The organism is Rhodococcus sp. NPDC127593, from assembly GCF_042671975.1.
GTDB lineage: Bacteria > Actinomycetota > Actinomycetes > Mycobacteriales > Mycobacteriaceae > Rhodococcus_F.
The window spans coordinates 49,043-66,491 of the sequence record NZ_JBHXWI010000024.1; the positions used below are offsets into that span (position 1 = coordinate 49,043).

General features: G+C 66.0%; 13 protein-coding genes. 6 read left to right on the forward strand and 7 right to left on the reverse strand.

The features are described 5' to 3' along the window. Nucleotides 1–68: 68 nt before the first annotated feature. The 6 genes from ACFVJ3_RS22775 to ACFVJ3_RS22800 are packed head-to-tail and all read left to right on the forward strand — an operon-like array spanning nt 69 to nt 7,505. The gene (locus ACFVJ3_RS22775) at nt 69–1,445 is read left to right on the forward strand and encodes an aldehyde dehydrogenase family protein (RefSeq protein ID WP_378454184.1); all 1,377 of its coding nucleotides are present in this window, start codon (nt 69–71) and stop codon (nt 1,443–1,445) included. Then, entirely contained in the window at nt 1,445–2,254 is an 810-nt protein-coding gene (gene eutJ / locus ACFVJ3_RS22780) for an ethanolamine utilization protein EutJ (protein ID WP_378454185.1), read from the forward strand. The genes ACFVJ3_RS22775 and eutJ overlap by 1 nt, the downstream gene beginning before the upstream one ends. Further along, nucleotides 2,251–2,886, forward strand: a complete 636-nt coding sequence (locus ACFVJ3_RS22785) for a hypothetical protein (RefSeq protein WP_378454186.1) — start codon at nt 2,251–2,253, stop codon at nt 2,884–2,886. The genes eutJ and ACFVJ3_RS22785 overlap by 4 nt, the downstream gene beginning before the upstream one ends. Continuing rightward, the gene (locus ACFVJ3_RS22790; RefSeq protein ID WP_378454187.1) at nt 2,883–4,214 is read left to right on the forward strand and encodes a malate dehydrogenase; all 1,332 of its coding nucleotides are present in this window, start codon (nt 2,883–2,885) and stop codon (nt 4,212–4,214) included. Before ACFVJ3_RS22785 ends, ACFVJ3_RS22790 begins: the two co-directional genes overlap by 4 nt. Beyond that, nucleotides 4,211–5,248 carry an alcohol dehydrogenase catalytic domain-containing protein gene (locus ACFVJ3_RS22795; protein WP_378454188.1) on the forward strand — a complete coding sequence of 346 codons (1,038 nt, stop codon included), beginning with the start codon at nt 4,211–4,213 and terminating at the stop codon, nt 5,246–5,248. The genes ACFVJ3_RS22790 and ACFVJ3_RS22795 overlap by 4 nt, the downstream gene beginning before the upstream one ends. A 22-nt stretch (nt 5,249–5,270) precedes the next feature. After that, entirely contained in the window at nt 5,271–7,505 is a 2,235-nt protein-coding gene (locus ACFVJ3_RS22800; protein WP_378454189.1) for a helix-turn-helix domain-containing protein, read from the forward strand. Between the two features lie 193 nt (nt 7,506–7,698). Here the strand turns inward: ACFVJ3_RS22800 and ACFVJ3_RS22805 are convergent, their stop codons facing one another. From ACFVJ3_RS22805 to ACFVJ3_RS22835, 7 genes are all read right to left on the reverse strand, one after another. Further along, a complete protein-coding gene (locus ACFVJ3_RS22805) occupies nt 7,699–10,215 on the reverse strand; it encodes a pyruvate, phosphate dikinase (RefSeq protein WP_378454190.1) in 2,517 nt (838 codons plus the stop codon). 5 nt (nt 10,216–10,220) lie between these two features. Continuing rightward, entirely contained in the window at nt 10,221–10,841 is a 621-nt protein-coding gene (locus tag ACFVJ3_RS22810; protein WP_378454191.1) for a hypothetical protein, read from the reverse strand. A gap of 92 nt (nt 10,842–10,933) precedes the next feature. Beyond that, nucleotides 10,934–12,370, reverse strand: coding sequence for a hypothetical protein (locus ACFVJ3_RS22815; protein WP_378454192.1), 1,437 nt, complete (start codon nt 12,368–12,370; stop codon nt 10,934–10,936). A 45-nt stretch (nt 12,371–12,415) separates the two neighbouring features. After that, a complete protein-coding gene (locus ACFVJ3_RS22820; protein ID WP_378454193.1) occupies nt 12,416–12,832 on the reverse strand; it encodes a PEP-utilizing enzyme in 417 nt (138 codons plus the stop codon). A gap of 128 nt (nt 12,833–12,960) precedes the next feature. Further along, nucleotides 12,961–14,562: a class I adenylate-forming enzyme family protein gene (locus ACFVJ3_RS22825; RefSeq protein ID WP_378454194.1), complete on the reverse strand. Its 1,602-nt coding sequence runs from the start codon at nt 14,560–14,562 to the stop codon at nt 12,961–12,963. Further along, complete coding sequence (locus tag ACFVJ3_RS22830; protein WP_378454195.1) at nt 14,555–15,685, reverse strand: NAD(P)-dependent alcohol dehydrogenase; 1,131 nt, start codon at nt 15,683–15,685, stop codon at nt 14,555–14,557. Before ACFVJ3_RS22830 ends, ACFVJ3_RS22825 begins: the two co-directional genes overlap by 8 nt. A 44-nt stretch (nt 15,686–15,729) precedes the next feature. After that, entirely contained in the window at nt 15,730–17,190 is a 1,461-nt protein-coding gene (locus ACFVJ3_RS22835; protein WP_378454196.1) for an aldehyde dehydrogenase family protein, read from the reverse strand. Nucleotides 17,191–17,449 lie beyond the last annotated feature (259 nt).

Genomic DNA, 17,449 nt, shown 5'->3' on the forward strand with positions numbered 1-17,449 from the left:
ATCGATCTCGCTCGGAGCGCAGCGACACCCGTCTGCGCTCCGGACCGAGCCATGGAAGGTAGAAGACCGTGACAGCAACGCTTGACGCGGACCTGGCGGCGCTGGTTGATGTTCGCGCGCAGGTTTCCGCCACGAAGAAGGCATTCGACGCGATCGAAGGCGCCGACCAGCAATGGCTCGACAACATCGTTCGGGCCATGGCGAAAGCGGGTTACGCCGCCTCCGAAGAACTCGCCCGGATGGCGGTCGACGAGACCGGCTACGGCGTCTACGAAAACAAGATCATCAAGAACCGTTTCAACACCGGTTTCGTGGCGGACTGGATGCTCGAACGCCGCGCGGTCGGCGTGCTCTGGGCCGACGAGGAGAACAAGGTCACCGCCGTCGGGTCTCCGATGGGCGTGATCGCTGCGATCATCCCGGTCACCAACCCCACGGCCACCGTGTTGTTCAAGAGTCTGGCCGCGATCAAGTCGGGCAACGCCGTGGTACATGCGCCGCACCCGCGGGCGGCGCGGTGCTCCGCCCGGGCGGCGGAGATCATGGCGGAGGCGGCGGTGCGTGCCGGTGCCCCGGAGAGTCTGGTCGCCTGCCTGCAGCAGCCCACCCTGGAGGCGACCCGGGAGCTGATGCGGCACGGAGATATCCGTCTGGTTCTTGCCACGGGTGGTCCCGCCATGGTCGCGGCCGCCTACTCGAGCGGCAAACCGACCATTGCGGTCGGCGCGGGGAACGTCCCGGCGTACGTCGACTCGACGGTCGCGGATCTCGCGGAGACGGCGACGATGATCGTGACCTCGAAGTCCTTCGACAACGGCACCGCCTGTGTCGCCGAGCAATCCGTCGTGGTCGCCACCGCTGTCGCCGATCAGTTCGTCGGGGAACTCTCCCGCGCCGGTGCCGCCTGGCTGACGACGGACCAACAGGCCGCCTTGACGAAGACGCTGTTCGACGAGCGCGGTGGACTGCGCGCAAACGCGGTGGGTCAGTCCGCGATCCGGCTGGCCGAGATGTCCGGGTTCACTGTCCCGGCGGCGACGAAGGTACTGGCCGCCGAGATGACCGAGGTCGGTGACCATGCCCTGCTCTCACGGGAAATCCTCGGTCCGGTGCTGACCATCTACCGGGAGGCGGACTACCAGGCGGGGTGGCGGCGCTGCCGGGAGATCCTGGCACTGGGTGGTGAGGGACATACCGTGGCCGTGCACAGCTCCGATCCGAAGGTGGTGGCCAAGTTCGGAGAGCTGCCGGCCGGCCGCATCGTCGTCAACACTCCCGCCCTCTTCGGTGGGATGGGGTACTCGACGAACGTCGATCCCTCCTTTCAGATCGGCACCGGAACGTGGAGCGGGTCGATCTGCTCGGACAACGTCACCCCGCTGCACCTGGTGAACATCAAGCGCATCGCTCACGAGGCCCGGCCGTGGCGTGGAGTGTTCGACTGATGTCTTCCGAGAACATCGCGCAGACACTCGAGCAAGCGCACCAGCGCATCCGTTCCGCCAGAACGGATCACGACGGTGATCTGCGCACCGGCATCGACCTGGGGACCGCTACCTGCGTGATCACCGTGGTCGATGCCGCGGGCCAGCCGGTGTGGATCGATTTCGATCGCACCGCCGCCATTCGCGACGGTGTCGTGGTGGACTTCGCGGCTGCGGCTGCCGCGGTGCGCAAGCTCAAGGCCACCGCCGAGGCGGAACTGGGTATCGAGCTGGTCAATGCGGCCACCGCCTTTCCCCCGTGCATCGGGGAGGCCGACAGTCGGGCCTGCCGGTTCGTCCTCGAAAGTGCCGGCTTTGACGAGGTCACCTTGGTCGACGAGGTCAGCGCCGCCAACAAGACCCTCGAGGTCACCGACGGGGTGGTCATCGACGTCGGTGGCGGATCAACCGGGGTCGGGGTCTTCGAATCCGGGCAACTGACCGCCCTCGATGACCGCCCCGGCGGAGGACACCACCTGGATTTGATTCTCGCCGGCGCCTTGGGTGCCACCGTCGCCGAGGCCGAGGAATGCAAACGCGCTGGTTCCGACGACTACCTCGCCATCCTGCGGCCGGGAATCGAGCGGATCTGTTCCTCGATTCGGGATCTGACCCAAGGTGCCGAGCACCTCGAACTCCATCTCGCCGGTGGCGCTCTGATGCTTCCGGGCGCCGATACGACCATCAGCAAATACCTGGGCCGGCGCGTGCAGGCTTATCCGCACGCGCTGCTCATCACTCCATTGGGAATCGCGAGGTACGCATCATGACAGGCACAGCAACACTCCGGACATACGCATTCATCGATCGAATGCAGCCGCAGTGTGCGGCGCACGTCGCTGCAACAAGTCCCGGCGACCCGCCGTTGGCTGGCATGTCAGAGTTGTTCGTCGAGATGGCCCCGGGTAATGAGGTATTCCGGGCGGCGGACATCGCGTTGAAGTCTTCCAGTGTGCGGCCGGCCCTGCAGATCATCGAACGAGAATTCGGCCTGCTCGAGATCCACTCCGAGCACCAGGCGGATGTCCTGGCGGCCGGCGAGGCTGTGCTCGACGCGCTCGGCATGAAGGAAACCGACCGGATCAAGCCGGTGGTGGCGTCGACCCAGTTCATCACCAATGTGCACGGCTACCAGGCGCAGCTGCTCAACAAGTGGCGTAAGGGCACTCTGCTGATGCCCGGGTCGAGTCTGTTTGTCATGGAAGTTTCCCCCGCGGCGTATGTGGCGCTGGCCGCGAACGAAGCGGAAAAGGCCGCCGACATCGATGTCATCGAAATCCGCGCCGTGGGCCGGTTCGGTCGTCTGTTCCTGGCCGGCAGCGAGAGCGAAGTGGCGACCGCCCGGGATGCCGCAGTCGCCGCCCTCGAAGCCCTCGAGGGGACTGAGGAGGCCCGGCGATGACCGTCTTCGGTGTCGATGCGGTGGAAGCTCTCACTGGTCCAGCGGGGACTAGCGAGCTGACGGTCGGTGCGAAAGACATCGTCACCCCGCTCGCGCGGGAGTTGGCCCGCGAACGGGGAGTGACGATCGTCGTCGCCACCGCCCGCCCGGCCACTGCCCCAGTCGCCCCGGCCACCTCAAACGGGGCGACTTCCCCGGCATCCCCCCTGGTGACACCGGTGTTCACTCCCCCGTCCTCGAACGGCTCGTCCACTCCCCCGGCGCCGCTGAAGCCGCCGGCCCCGGCTCTGTACCGGCGCGGGGCGCCGCTGCATCCCTCCGTAGCACCTGCCGCGCTGTATCAGCCCCGCCCCCGACGCCCCGAGGTCGCAGGCACCGGAAAGTCGGTCAAGCGAGTGGTGGTCGTCGGCGCCGGGCATGTCGGAATGATCACCGCGATGAAGCTCGCCGAGGCAAACATCATCGAGGAAGTCGTCCTCGTCGATATCGCCGAAGGCCTGGCGGCGGGCATCGCGCTGGATCTGACCCATTCGACGGCGCTGCTCGGCTTCGACACCAAGGTCCGCGGCGTCACCAGCCTCGCGGAGGCCGGGTCCGCCGAGTATGTGGTCATCACCGCAGGCCGTGCCCGCCAGCCCGGGATGAGCCGAACCGACCTGGTGGAGGTGAACGCCGCCATCGTCGGCGGCATCGCCCGCGACGCGGCCGCGATCTCGCCCCAGACGGTGCTGCTGGTGGTCACCAATCCGCTCGACGAGATGACCCACCACGCCTGGCGCGCCTCGGGGTTGCCCGCCGAGCGGGTCATCGGGATGGCCGGAGTGCTCGACAGCTCCCGCTTCCAGGCGTTGACCGGGTTGGCCACCGACGCCGCCCCGTCGACAGTGAGCGCCTTGGCGTTGGGCAGTCACGGCGACGAGATGGTCATCCCGCTCTCCCAAGCCCGGGTGGGGGGCACCACGATCACCCACGCGCTGCCGGAGGCGAAGGTCACCGCACTGGTCGACCGGGCCCGCAACTCCGGCGCCGAGATCGTCGGACTCCTCAAATCTGGTAGCGCCTTCTTCGCCCCAGGTGCCTCCGCCGCCCGGATGGTCTTGGCGATGGCGACCACTTCCGACGAAATCATCGCCGCCACCGTGCGTGCTCACGGGCAGTACGGCATCGCCGACGGCTACGTCGGTCTGCCGGCCCGGTTGGGCCGCACCGGGTTGCGGGAGATCGTCGAGCTGCCGCTGGCGGCGGACGAACTGACGGCAGTGCGCACGGCCGCTACCCGGATCGCTGAACGGGTGGCCGACCTCGAGCGAACACCGGCCCCGTCATGAGAGCGGTGGTGTTCGCTGGGGTCGGCGCCGTCGAGGTCTCCAGTGTGTCCGATCCCGTTCTCGTCGATCCGACGGACGCTCTGGTCAAGGTGCATCGGGCGGCGATCTGTGGAACCGATCTGCACACGATCGGCCATCCCGACGGCATGTCCCGCGGAGCCGTTCTCGGACACGAGTTCACCGGCACCGTCGTCGCGGTCGGATCCGCGGTGCGCACCTTTGCGTCCGGAGATCGCGTCAGCGGCGCCGACTTCACCGCGTGCGGGCACTGCTGGTGGTGCCGCCACGGCAATCACTGGGAGTGTGGTCAGCGCCAGTTCTTCGGCACCGGCGAGGCTTTCGGTCCCGCACTGGCCGGCGCTCAAGCAGAGATAGTCCGGGTACCGCACGCCGACGTCGTCCTGCATCACATCGCGGACGGAGTCTCGGACGAGGCCACCCTGTTCTTCGGGGACGTGCTGGCAACCGGGTACGCGGCGGTGCAACGGTGTGACATCTCGCCCGGCGAGACCGTCGCGGTCATCGGCGGTGGTCCGGTCGGACAGCTGACCAGCCTCGCCGCGCAGGCCTGCGGGGCCGGGCCGGTCGTGTTGGTCGAGCCGGTCGCGGAGCGGCGAGCGATCGCGCAGGCGCATGGTGCCCTGGTCGCGTCCCCGGAGGACGCACGCCCCCTCATCGACGCCCTGACCGATGGGCGCGGCGCCGATGCCGTCATCGAGGCCGTCGGCGGCCCCCGCGGACTCGACACCGCGTTCGGGTTGGTCCGCCGCCGCGGAACCGTCGTCTCGGTCGGAGTTCATCAACAATCGACCTGGCCGCTGCCGGTGGGACGGGCGTTCGCCGACGAGCTGACGCTGCGCTTCGCGATCGGAAACGCGATCCGCGATCGTGACCAGCTCTCTGGTTTGGTGGCCTCCGGGGCGATCGACCCGACCGTCATCATCGACCTGCGAGTCGGCCTCGAGGACTCGCCCGCCGCGTACGAAGCGATGACTGACCGCCGTACGCTGAAGGCAGTCATCGAAGTGTCCTAGGCACACTACCGACGAGGCGGAAATGGACGACCCGAGAAGCTCTCAGCGGTCACGCGAGGCCACCCCGTTTAGCGCGATGCTGAACGGGGCGTTTCCCGTCGAGCGGCTTCGGGAGCTGCTGGCGACTCTGCCGCAGACCGCCGCCGATGCCGCGGAAGCGGTCGTGACAGCGTTCGGCAGTAGCCTCCCGGTCACCGTCTTCCAGCGTCACGACCTCGACTGGTCCGTCCTCGCCGGTACCGAAGCCCACGCTGACCAGACCCAATTGACCGCACTCGAATGCGCCGCCGGGCCGCTCATGCCGCGCGCGGCCACGGTGGGGAACGTCGCCGTCGTCGTCGACCCGGTTGTACCGGATGACATGGTCGCGGCGCACCGCACCCTGCTGGCCCAGCTGTGCGTCTGGATCGACCTGACCGCCCAGGCGCATGCCTCCACCGAGGAGTTTGCAGCCCTCGACGACGAGGCCGCGGTCATGCGCACCGTGGCCCACCAGATCCTCAGCGCCCAGGACCTCGACCAGGTGCTTCTCAACATCACCACCCAGACCTTGCGAATGTCCGAATCAGACATCTGCGGCGTGTTTCTCCGGGAGGGTGAAGAGCTGCGCATGCGCAGCTGCGCCGGGCACCGAGTGATCGACACCGCGCGGCTGCGCATGAAGAAGGGTCAGGGCGTGGCTGGACTTGTCTTCGAAACCGGGAAGGTCGCCAAGATCGACAGTTACCTACAGGACGCCACCATCAGCAAGGACTTCATGTCCCTCGCCGAACAGGAAGCGACTCGTTCGGCGCTGGCCGTGCCACTGGTGGTGCACGGTGACCTGATCGGTGTCCTCGAGGTATGGCGGCGCCGCTACTCGTCGTTCACCGACCGCGACGTCCGGAGGCTGGTGGCGTTGGCCGACCTCGCCACCATCGCCATCGAGAACGGCCGGCTCTACGACGCCCAACGCGCCACCGTCGACGAACTCGACAACACCCGCATTTCCCTCGAACGACAACTACGTCTACTCAACCGTTCCTCCACGCTGCAGCACTCGTTGATCGAGATCGTGCTCGCCAACTCCGCCGTCACCAGCTCCGTCGCCCGCACCGTCGGAACCGAGCTGGGCTGCGATGTTGCCATCATCTCCGACACCGGCGAAATCGAGGCCACCTTTCCTCGTGCCTTCGACGCCGCTGATCTGCTTGACGACGTGGCCGGCCGAAACGGCGCCCTTCCACAACGAGCGATCAAGCTCGTTGCACGCGATGGCCGCACCATTTGGGCCCACCCGGTCATCGCCGCCGAAAATCAGTACGGTGCAGTCTGTTTGATCGGTGGCAACGAGGACGCCGAGATCATGGAGGTCGCGTGCGGACAGGCCGCCATGGTCTGTTCGCTCACCCAGCTCCAGCAGCGCGCGGCCAGCGCCGCACGCGCCGAAGCACTCGACCAGCTGCTCTGGGACCTGATGGAGGGGACAACGGAACAACGGTCCGCCGCCCGCAGCCGCACCCATCAGATGGGGGTCCGGCTCAAGGGTTTTCACCGGGTCGTCTACGGGGTGCTCGAGAACGCCGACACCATTGCCGCCCAAGAGGGGTGGACCACTTCGTCCGCGGACGCCTTGCGGCGCAACGTTCTCAACGGTGTTCGCGGCTGCACCACTTCCGCGCCGTTGACGTTGACCAGTGTGCGAGGAAATTGGATCGTGGCTCTCGCCCCGATCAAGGACCGTGAACGTGCCCGCGCCTTGCTGGACGAATTGAACAAGGTCACTACGCAGTGCCATCCGGACCTGCGCATCACCTGGGGGGTCAGTTCAGCGCGCAGTGATCCGGCCGATTATCCGGCGGCCTTCGGCGAAGCGAAGACCGCGCACGCCGCCTCCCGTCGCCTGGGAACGGTGTCGTTGTACGACGAACTCGGGATCGTCCGGCTTCTACTGGGGAGCAGCGACAATCCCGACCTGCAGGGTTTCATTAAAGAGGTGACCGAGCCGCTGCTCCAGTACGACCAGCAGTCCGACGGATCGCTCCTGAAAACCCTCCGCACCTTCTTCGACGCCAACTGCTCACAGAAGGATGCCGCCGAGCGGCTCTTCGTCCATCCCAAGACCCTCGCCTACCGACTCGAGCTGATCCGCAAACTCACCAATCTGGACTTGTCGCAACACTCGGATCGGATGCGCGCCGACCTGGCGCTGCGGCTCTTGCAGGTGACCGAGGCGGTCAGCGACTTGGATGGCCAATCGCACCCGCCATTCGGCTGAGAGTGGTGTGTGGTCCCCCGGTCCGGGTATTCACCACACACCACCCGTCGCCAGTTCGATCTGTGGCCCGGTTCTTGTTCTGGACGCTCCACAACTCCCCCACCGTCCCGGGTGGTCCTGCGCGCGCAATTGCCCGAGGGTGGCACACAATGACCTGCAAGCGGTCGCCGTGTACCACCCTCGGACGCCGAGGCTAGTTCCGGCGGTCTCGCTGCCCCAGAGCCAGGATCGACGGCCGCACCTCGTCACCGTCGACGCCGAAGCGGGTGAACCCGCGCTCCTGCAGGGACTGCACCAGTTCTGCCGAGACCGATCCGCTCAACCGGATCCCCACCCGTCGCGCGGGATCCTGGGCAAGGACCGCAGCTACGGTGTCTACCAGCGCACCGACCTGATCGTCGATCTCGACGCGAGGATCAACCGTGATCAGACCCCGCCGCAGATACGAATCGAGCGGCTCGCTGGTCAGCAGGTGCCGCGCCGAGATGCCGGCCACGGCCGCCTGCAGCACCCGCAGTTCGATCCACACGACATCACTGCGCTCGATGATGGCGTCGATGGACGCGATACCGCGAGGGCTGGTGAGATAACCACCGATCTCGACCCGGCCTGAATCGGGCAGACTGTCCCGTAGCGCGACCAGCGCGGCGATCTCACCGCCGTCGGCGATCTTGCGGACCGTGAAGTGCACGCGCAGTTCGGTGTCCGCGCTCTGCAATGCCGTGGCGATGCCACGCAACTGCGCGGACAGGATCTCCTCGGACCCGAGAGGCAACGCCAATTCCGGATGCGCGATGAACAACTCGGCCGTGCGCAGCAGCTCGCTGGCTTCGTCGGCGTGGAAGTCGATCGCCCGCACCCCGAACTCGGACACGCTCGCACCGGCGAACAACTTCGAGAACTCGGTGGCCACGGCCGCCTCGAGGGCGGCGCTGGCATCGCTGATCTCACCCTCGCGCAGCGTAGAGATGATCCCGTCGAGGTGCCCGGTGGTCGCCAGGACATCGTCGATTCCCGCCACCAGCCCCGTCGCCCCGCGCGCGAGCGCCTGACACGCCTGATCGGGGGTCGTTGCCCGAGCGAACACCTGCGCGCCGGCGCGGGCGCGGGCGAGTTCGAGCAGCCCTGAGAGACGGTCGTCTTCGGCCGCCGGCTCACTGAGCTCGATCTCACCGGCAATCACCTCACCCGACGAACCATCGAGGGAGACGACATCGCCGATGGTCAGGGTCTTGCCCGCCACCCGCATGGTGCCCGCGGCAGGATCGATATCCAACGCCCCGCATCCCACGACGCACGTTGTCCCCAGCGCACGCGCCACCACGGCGGCGTGACTGGTCGAACCACCGGTCGCGGTGAGGATGCCATCGGCGGCGATCATGCCGTGCAGATCTGTCGGGCTGGTCACCGGCCGCGCCAAGATGACCGTCTTGCCTTCCTTGACCGCCTGCTGTGCGGCGTCGGAGTCGAAGTAGAGTTCGCCGACCACGTGCCCGGGAGCAGCTCCCACGCCGGTGGCCAGAAGCCGTCCGTCCTCGCGGGCGCGGGCGTAGGCATCGGGGTCGAAGCCGGGGCGCTGAACCTGGCGGATCTGGTCGAGGGTCAGGGCCGACAGGGCACCGGATGTAGTCACGACCTGCTCGGCGAGCAGGTCCGCCGCTATCCGGATCGCCGCCTGGGCGGTGCGCTTGGCGCTGCGGACCTGGAGCATGTACAAGATGCCGCGCTCGACAGTGAACTCGATGTCGAGAACGTCACCGCGGCGGCGTTCGAGTTCGGCGCAGGTATTTTCCAGTTCGGTATACACGTGCGGAAGCCGGTCGCGCAGCGCGGTCACCGGGTCCGGGGTGCGGATACCGGCGACGACGTCCTCGCCCTGGCTCGCTGCCAGGAACTCGCCGAACAGCCCAGGTTCACCGGTGACCGGGTTGCGGGTGAACACCACACCCGATCCCGAGTCCTGATCGAGATTGCCGAACACCATCGACTGCACGACGACCGCGGTTCCTAGGTCGTTCGGGATCTTGTGCACCTCACGGTATTTCACGGCGCGCCGGGTGTTCCACGAGCGGAAGACGGCCTCTACGGCGCCGATGAGTTGAGCGCGGGGATCGCTGGGAACCTCGTCGTCGAGTTCGTCGCGCAGCAGTGCCTGGCAGTGCTCCCATACTCGGTCATAGACGGGTCCGGGCTGGCTGTCGGCCTCGACGCCGTCGATCAGTGCGGCGAGGTCGTCGCGGTCAGGGGTTTCGAGCGCCCCCATCACGGTTTCGGCGTACATTCCGTGGAACCGGAACAGCACGTCCGCCATGAATCGGGTGTCCCCGGTGACGTCGGCCAGCGCGATCGCCGCGTCACGGCCGAGCCCGAGGTTGAGGACGGTGTCCATCATCCCCGGCATCGACACCGGGGCTCCCGAGCGCACCGACAGCAGCAGCGGGAAGGGGCCGCCGCCGAAGGTCTTACCTGTCGCCTGTTCGAGCTCGCTCAGGCGGCCGTGGATTTCCTCGATCAGGTCCTCTGTCATGGAACCGTGCTCGAGGTAGTCGTGACAGGCCGAGGTGGAGATGACGTACCCGCCGGGCACGTTCAACCCTTCCTGGGTCATTTCGACCAGGCCGTAGCCCTTGCCGCCCAGAATGTTCCGGTCAATTTCACCTGGCTCACTGAACGCGCGGGTCAGTCCAGTCGTAACAATCACAGAGCTCACCCTGCTCACTCCTTACGTGCGCGACCGAGGGTGCGCAGCAAGTCTTCGTGGAATTCGAACCAGACGTTGTGTACCGAGTCCTTGGTCGGGTCGGAGACGAACGCGATGTCGCCGGCGTCGACCTTGCCCAGGGAACGCTCGAAGCGACCGATATAGGTGCGGAAGCGCGCGTCCTTTTCGGCGAGGGCTTCGAGCAGCCCCTCGAGCCGGGATACCAGGCGCTCGATGGTGGTAATCACCTTCGCGTCGTAGGCGGAATCGCTGTGATCGTTGGCGAGTTTGCGTCCGCCCACCTCGATCTGCTGCCAGGAGGACATGGTGCGCAGGAAACGAGAATTGACCTCTTCGAACTTGTCGGCCACCTGCAGCACCGACGGATCGTCGCGAAGGGGTCCGTAGATCGCGGCCGCAGAATCAACCAGCACCGGGCCGGACGCGTCGGTGGGCAGAGCCGTCTCACCCATGAGCGCGACCAGATCACCGTCTTCGAGCTCGGTGAAGATCCCTCGCACCTCGTCGGCGCTGAGGTTGACGATCTCCGCAACAGCGGCCGCGGTCGCCATTTTCTTGAGCGCCACGGCGTTGAGAACGTCGTAGAGACGTTTGTCGAGCAGGGTTTGAGTCATGTTGTTTCCCAACGATCGAACGGGGGCGGCGGGTCGCAGGTTCCTACGCCGACAATGTCGGTCCCGCCGCCCCCGTGTCTGGTGAACGGGTTCTACAGCCAGCGATACTTCGACCGGCGCAGATCCGCGCCTTCCCCGAAGGGCAGGTAGCCCTGACCGGAGAAAATCTTCTGCGGAACGACTTCCTGCGCGAATCCGCGCTTGCTGATGTCGTAGTAGTAGTTCGACACGCGCTGGTCAACTTCCCAGAGCTGGTATTCGTCGCATGCCTTCTCGTACGTTCCGGCCTTACGCAGGTACGGCAGGATCATGTCGACGTAGTAGACGTATTGGCCGGCCCAGATCAGGTCCCGGCGGCACATCCGCGAGATCTTTCCGTACATCTTGAGAGTGGCGTCCTGGATCTTGGGCAGCTCGCCGCCCAGGTCGTCGATCGCGATGGTGCGCACATCCGACATCGGGGTGTCCCACTGCTCGCGGGCGAAGACGGCGCCACCGACGATCGCGGGGATGTAGTTCTTCGGCCGGGTGAAGGTGGTGGAAATGTCGTTGACGCGAATTTCCTGCAGCCCCAAAATCTCCGGGTCGATCTCGATCGCGATGGTGTAGGCGTGCGGCAGGCCGGCGTCGTCGCACACATCGGACCAGTGGAAGATCGGCTCGTTGACGAACAGGTCCCGGAGAATGAGGATGTTGCCATTGTCCAGCTCGTACGGTCCGGTGTCGCCCAGACCGAGCCGGCAGTCCATGTGGTCGAGGAACGCCAGCAGTTCGGCGGCCGCGTTGAAGCGGGTGAAGGAGTCGTGCTTGGGGCTTCCCGGCTCGAGCGTTTCGAGCTGGTTGACGATGCCCGCGAGGAAGTCCGGCTCGTGGATCTGGCAGCGGTAGCGGTCCTGCGAGTTGAGGATGTACCCGTCCTGACGCTTGCCGAATTCGATCCGCTGCATGAACTTGAGGAGTTCGTTGCTCTCCTCGATGTAGTCATTGGGTCCGATCGCCTCGAGTGCAAGCAGACCGCAGCGGCCCATGCCGAAGCCGACGGCGCCGATCGACCAATCGTGCACGGCGTTGACCTTGGTGCCGATTTCCCGCCGCGCGGAGGCCCCGATGTCCAAGATGCCCTGGGCTCCGACCTCGTCGGTGGTCATGCGCAGGATCTCCGGCCACCGGTAGAACTGGTGCATGAAGGCGAGAATCTCGTATTCCTGGCGCGGAATCATGCCCGAGACGCCCTCGGTGGCACGCATGACCAGCACGTCCCAGATGTTCCACGCCAGGTAGTTGTTGAGGTCGTTGAGCTCGTCCAGGGTGAACTGGTCGACCAGCACGTCCTCCTTGCTGACCTTCTCGAGGACCTTGCTCTTGGCGCGCTGCTTCTGCACCTTGTCGCCGAGGATGCCGTCGCGTAGCGGCTCCTGGCCGACGAAGTTGCCCTCGAAGACCAGCTCCTGGAAGCGCAGACCGTCGTCGTTCGGCTCGTAGCGCTGCTTGTACGTCGAGCGGACACCGGGTGTCATTTCGAGACTCATGTGGGGTTGTTCCTCTCTGCCCATGGTGTGTGGTCGGAAAACGGGTCAGCTGACGATGCTGATGCGCCCGACCTCCTCGTCCTCACAGTGCAACTGGACGGTCTTGCCGATCAGACTGTCGGCGATCTCCTCGAAGTGCGCATCGTCGGTGTTGCCCACGACGTAGCGTGAATCGCTCGAGGTCAGGTACGCGGTCATCACACAGGGAATCTGGAACTCGCGAGAGAGGATGCCGAGGTGGGACTCGGGAGCGCCCGACATCGTGATGACGCCGGAAGCACCCATGCTCAATGCCGGAGTCAGGAAGGTCGTCGTGCCACCGCGAACGAGCAGGATGTAGTCCTGCAACTTTCCGGACCGCACGACCTCGATCACGTCCTTGGGCGAGCCCAGAAACTTGACCTCACCCTTCGGGCTCTTCTGCGTCTCGAAGGCATTGAACCCTTCGGCTACAACCTGCATTGGTACTCCTTTGATCGAATCGAGGAAGGTGGCCTCGACCACATCCAACTTGCTATGTTGCGCTAATCACAATGCCCGTTAATATGTGACCGGCGCATGGGCGTCGCGGATAGCTTTCCGTGTGACCATTATCTCGCACGGACAATGCCTTGATCACTGTCGGCGACCTCGAGATCTGCCAATTTGCGGCGCATGAGCTTGCCCGACGAGGTAGTCGGCAGGGCATCGACGAAGACCACCTCACGGGGTCGTTTGTAGGCGGCCAGCTGGCCCCGGCAGTGCTCGATGAGGTCTTCCGGGAGCAGGTGGGCCTCCGGTGCGGGGACGACATATGCGACAGCGACCTCGCCCTTGACGGGGTCGGGCCGGCCTCCGACAGCGACCAGCGCGACGTCCGGGTGGGCGCCGATGACGCGTTCGATCTCGGCGGGATACACGTTGTATCCGGCGGTGACGATCATGTCCTTGAGCCGGTCCACGATGAAGAAGTGTCCGGTGTGGTCGACGTAGGCGACGTCGCCGGTGCGCAGCCACCCGTCGTCGGTGATCGCCTCCGCAGTCGCGTCCGGGCGACCGTAGTAACCGAGCATCACCAGCGGGCCGCGAACGAGCAGCTCACCATGCTCACCGGCGGGAACCTCGCCGCTCGTGCCATCGATCGGGCCGATCCTGACCTCGAGGCCGGGGAGGGCCACTCCGATCGAACCGGGCACCGGGGGTGCGTGGACCGCGTGGGTCGTGCCGAGTCCGGACAGTTCGGTCATCCCCCACAGCTCGAGGACCGGGACGGGCGCCCGGTTCTGCCACCGCGCGAGGAGTTCCGGGGCGAACGTCTGGCCGCCGATGGTGGCGGCTCGCAGTGTGGACAGATCTGCGGTGTCGAAGCCTGGGTCCGCGAGCATCATCGAGTACATCGCGGGTACGCCCTCGAACAGGGTCGCGTGTTCGCCTTCGATCAGACGCAGCGCCTCACCCGGGGTGAAGCGTTCCATCAGGATCACCGTGCCTCCGGCGAGGAAGGTGCTGTTGATGGCGACGTTGCCGTAGACGTGTGCGCCCGGCAGGGCGGTAACCACGACGTCGTCGGATGTGCGGCCGTGCATGGTGGCGGTCAGCGCGCAGTTGAGGAGCACGGATTGTTGGGACTGCATGGCCCCCTTGGGGTGTCCGGTCGTTCCCGAGGTGTAGCCGATGCTGCACAAGTCCTCGGGCTGTGGTCGCGGGCGGGAGTCCTGCGGCTCGCTCGCCTCGGTGGCAAGCAGGTCGGCGAAGGAGATCGCGCCGGTGACGGAAGTCGATTCGTCCGGGCCACCGAATTGGCACACCGTCTCCAGCGAGGGGACCTCGGCGAGGATGGTGTCGACGGTGGCGGCCTGAGCGGCCCCGGTGAACAGGGCGCCGGACCCGCAGTCGGTCAGCACGAAGGCCAGCTCGGGGCCGGTGAGCATGACATTGATCGGGTTGACGACTGCTCCGGCCTTGAGGATGCCGTGATAGGCGACGATCCATTCCCAGCTGTTCTGCCCATACAGCGAACACACCCCGCCGGCACCGATACCCCGGACATGCAGGGCGTCGGCGACCGCGTCCGACATCCTGTCGAGGTCGCGGTAGGTCAGTCTGGTGTGCCCGACCACGAGGGCGATCTTGTCCGGATGCCGTGCGGCAGCGTAGGGCAGGATCTCGCCCGGCCCCACAGACGGCTGGGACGCAGCGACGCGACTACTCACCGGATTCCCCATGGGCGCCGCGGTCGCCGAACGTCAGGACCGCCTTGGTGACCTTCCCCTGGTGGACGGCGTCGATCGCCTCGTTGATCTCGCCGAACTCGAAAGTGTCGATCAGCTCGGTGAAGGGGAATTTGCCGGCCTGGTAGAGGTCGATCATGCGGGTAACGAATTCCTGCGGGACGGCGTCGCCCTCGATAACACCGATCAGACTGCGCCCGAACAGCAGATGACCCTGGTCGAAGGAGATCTCGTTCGGGATGCCCTGGAATCCGACGGTGGCACACACCCCCGGCGACTGCAGACATTCGAGTGCGCTGCGCACGACGTCCGCCAGGCCGATGCAGTCGACCGAATACTGCGCCCCGACTCCGCCGGTAATCTCGCGGATCCGCTCGACCACGTCCTCCTCGGCGGAGTTGATGGTGTGGGTGGCACCGAGCTCGGTGGCCTTCGCCAGGCGGACAGGCTGAATGTCGACGGCGATGATGGTGCCGCAGCCGGCGACCACCGCGCCCAGCAGGGCGGCGAGCCCGACCGATCCGGTCCCGAAGATCGCGATCGACGACCCCTCCTCCGGGTGGAGGGTGTTGAGCACCGCACCGGCGCCGGTCTGGATGCCGCACCCCAGGGGGGCGAGCAACTCGAGCGGCAGATTGCGGGCGACGCGGACGCAGTTCTGCTCGTTGGCCACGGCGTAGGTCGCCCACGCAGATTGTCCGAAGAAGTGTCCGCGTACCTGCTCACCTCCGGAGCTGAGGACACTCGAGCCGTCCAGGCGTGCACCGACCAGGTTGAGTGGGACGAAGTCCCGGCAATGCATCGGTAGTGAACGTGCGCAGTTGTCGCACTCGGCGCAGAAGTTGTAGGAGAGCACCACGTGGTCGCCGGGCTCGACGCTGTCGACATCCGGGCCGACCGCGGTGACGATTCCGGATCCCTCGTGACCGAGCACGATCGGGGCCGCGTTGGTCTCCGCGGTCGCGATCATCCCGAGGTCGGTGTGGCAGATACCGGAGCCGACAATTCGCACCAAGACCTCGCGGGGGCGTAACTCGCCGATGTCGAGTTCCTCGAACGACAACGGCTCCTGCGCCGCACGCAGGACGGCTGCTGTGGTCTTCATAGTTGGCACTTTCTTGTTCGAAAGACGGTCGGGGCGCGGAGGTCTTACGAGACCGTGTCGGGGACCTTGTTCAGCGTGATGGTCTGGTGGTTGGTGTATTCGGCAAGTCCGTGCAGGGAGTTTTCGGCGCCGATGCCGGACTGCTTGTGTCCACCGAAGACCTGATGCGGGGAGTACTGGTGCACTTCGTTAAGCCACACCGTTCCGGCTTCGAGTTGGCGGCCGATCCGCTCGATCGCCTCCAGGTCTTCACCCCAGACGGTGGCGCCCAGGCCCCAGACGGTGTTGTTGGCCCGGGCGATGACATCGCTTTCGTCCGTCCAGCGCAGCAGCGGCAGGATCGGACCGAATGGTTCCTCGGCGACCAGGCGGGAGTTCTCCGGCGGGTTGTCGACGAGGGTGACCGGGACGAACCAGCCTCCGGCGTTCGGGTCGATCTGCCCACCGAGGGCGAAGGTGTAGCCGTTGGCCGTGCAGTCGTCGAAGTACTCCTGCACCTTCTGCAGCTGGGGCAGGTTCTGGATCGGACCCAGCTGGGTGTCCGCGGAGGCGCCGTCGCCCACGACCACGGTCCGCGCGTACGCGACCAACTCGTCGCGCACGGCCTCGTAGACGTCGTCGTGGACGTAGATGCGCTTGGCGGCGTTGCAGAATTGGGCGTTGTTCTGGAACGCGGCCCAGAAGATCTGCGGGGCGACCTTCGCCGGGTCGACGTCCGGGAGGACGATCGCCGGATCGTTTCCGCCGAGTTCGAGGGTGACCCGCTTGAGGGTGCCGGCGGCGGACCGCATCACATGCTTGCCCGTTTCGGTGCTGCCGGTGAACGCGATCTTCGCGATGCCCGGGTGCGCCGTAATCCACTTGCCGAGTTCGTCGTCACCGCTGACCGCACTCAACACGCCTGCGGGAAGCAGATCCTGCACCAGCTCGACGAGTTTGAGGTCGCACAGCGGGGTGAAGGGGGACGGCTTGACGATGATGGTGTTCCCAGCAACCAGGGCGGGCGCGATCTTCCACACCGCCAGCAGGATCGGGAAGTTCCACGGCACGATGGCACCGACGACCCCGAGCGGCGTGTGCCGGCTGATCACCCGTCGTTCCGCGGTGTCCTCGAGGACCTCTTCAGGCAGGGACTGCTTGGCGATTTCCCGGAACCAGGCAACCGAACCGTAGACCTCCCATTCGGCCATCGGACGCGGCTTGCCCTGCTCAGCGGTCAGCAGTGCCAGGAACTCTTCGGCGTGGGCTTCGAGCCGATCACCGATCGCCGAGACGATGGCCTGTCGTTCGGCGAGCGGTGTCGACGACCATCCGGTAAACGCGGCCTGAGCGGCTGCGACGGCCTCGTCGAGTTGGTCAGAGCTCGCAACGGGAACATGGGCGATCACCTCTGTGGTCGCCGGGTTGTACACCGGTGCCGTGTCCTGTGCGGTCACCGACTGCCCGCCGATCGTCATCGGGAATTCTGTCGGGAGGACGAGAGCAGGTGCTTCGGTAGACAACATTCATCTCCTTTTAGGTGCGCAGCTCCACCGGTTGTGAGGCTGCATCGACGAGGTGCCACGCGAGTGGGCGTATACGTCCCCGTACCCGTCTCGAACGGAACGAGGGATTGGTATCTTCGCCAGCGAGGTGGGGTGCTGATCACAGTTCTACTGCTCGGGCGTGATGAGGGCGTCATCTTCCGGGGAGTAAACCCCGGCATCCTTCTATCCCATAGGGAATAGCCGTTCACTGGGAACGGGAGCATTGTGACTGGTAAAT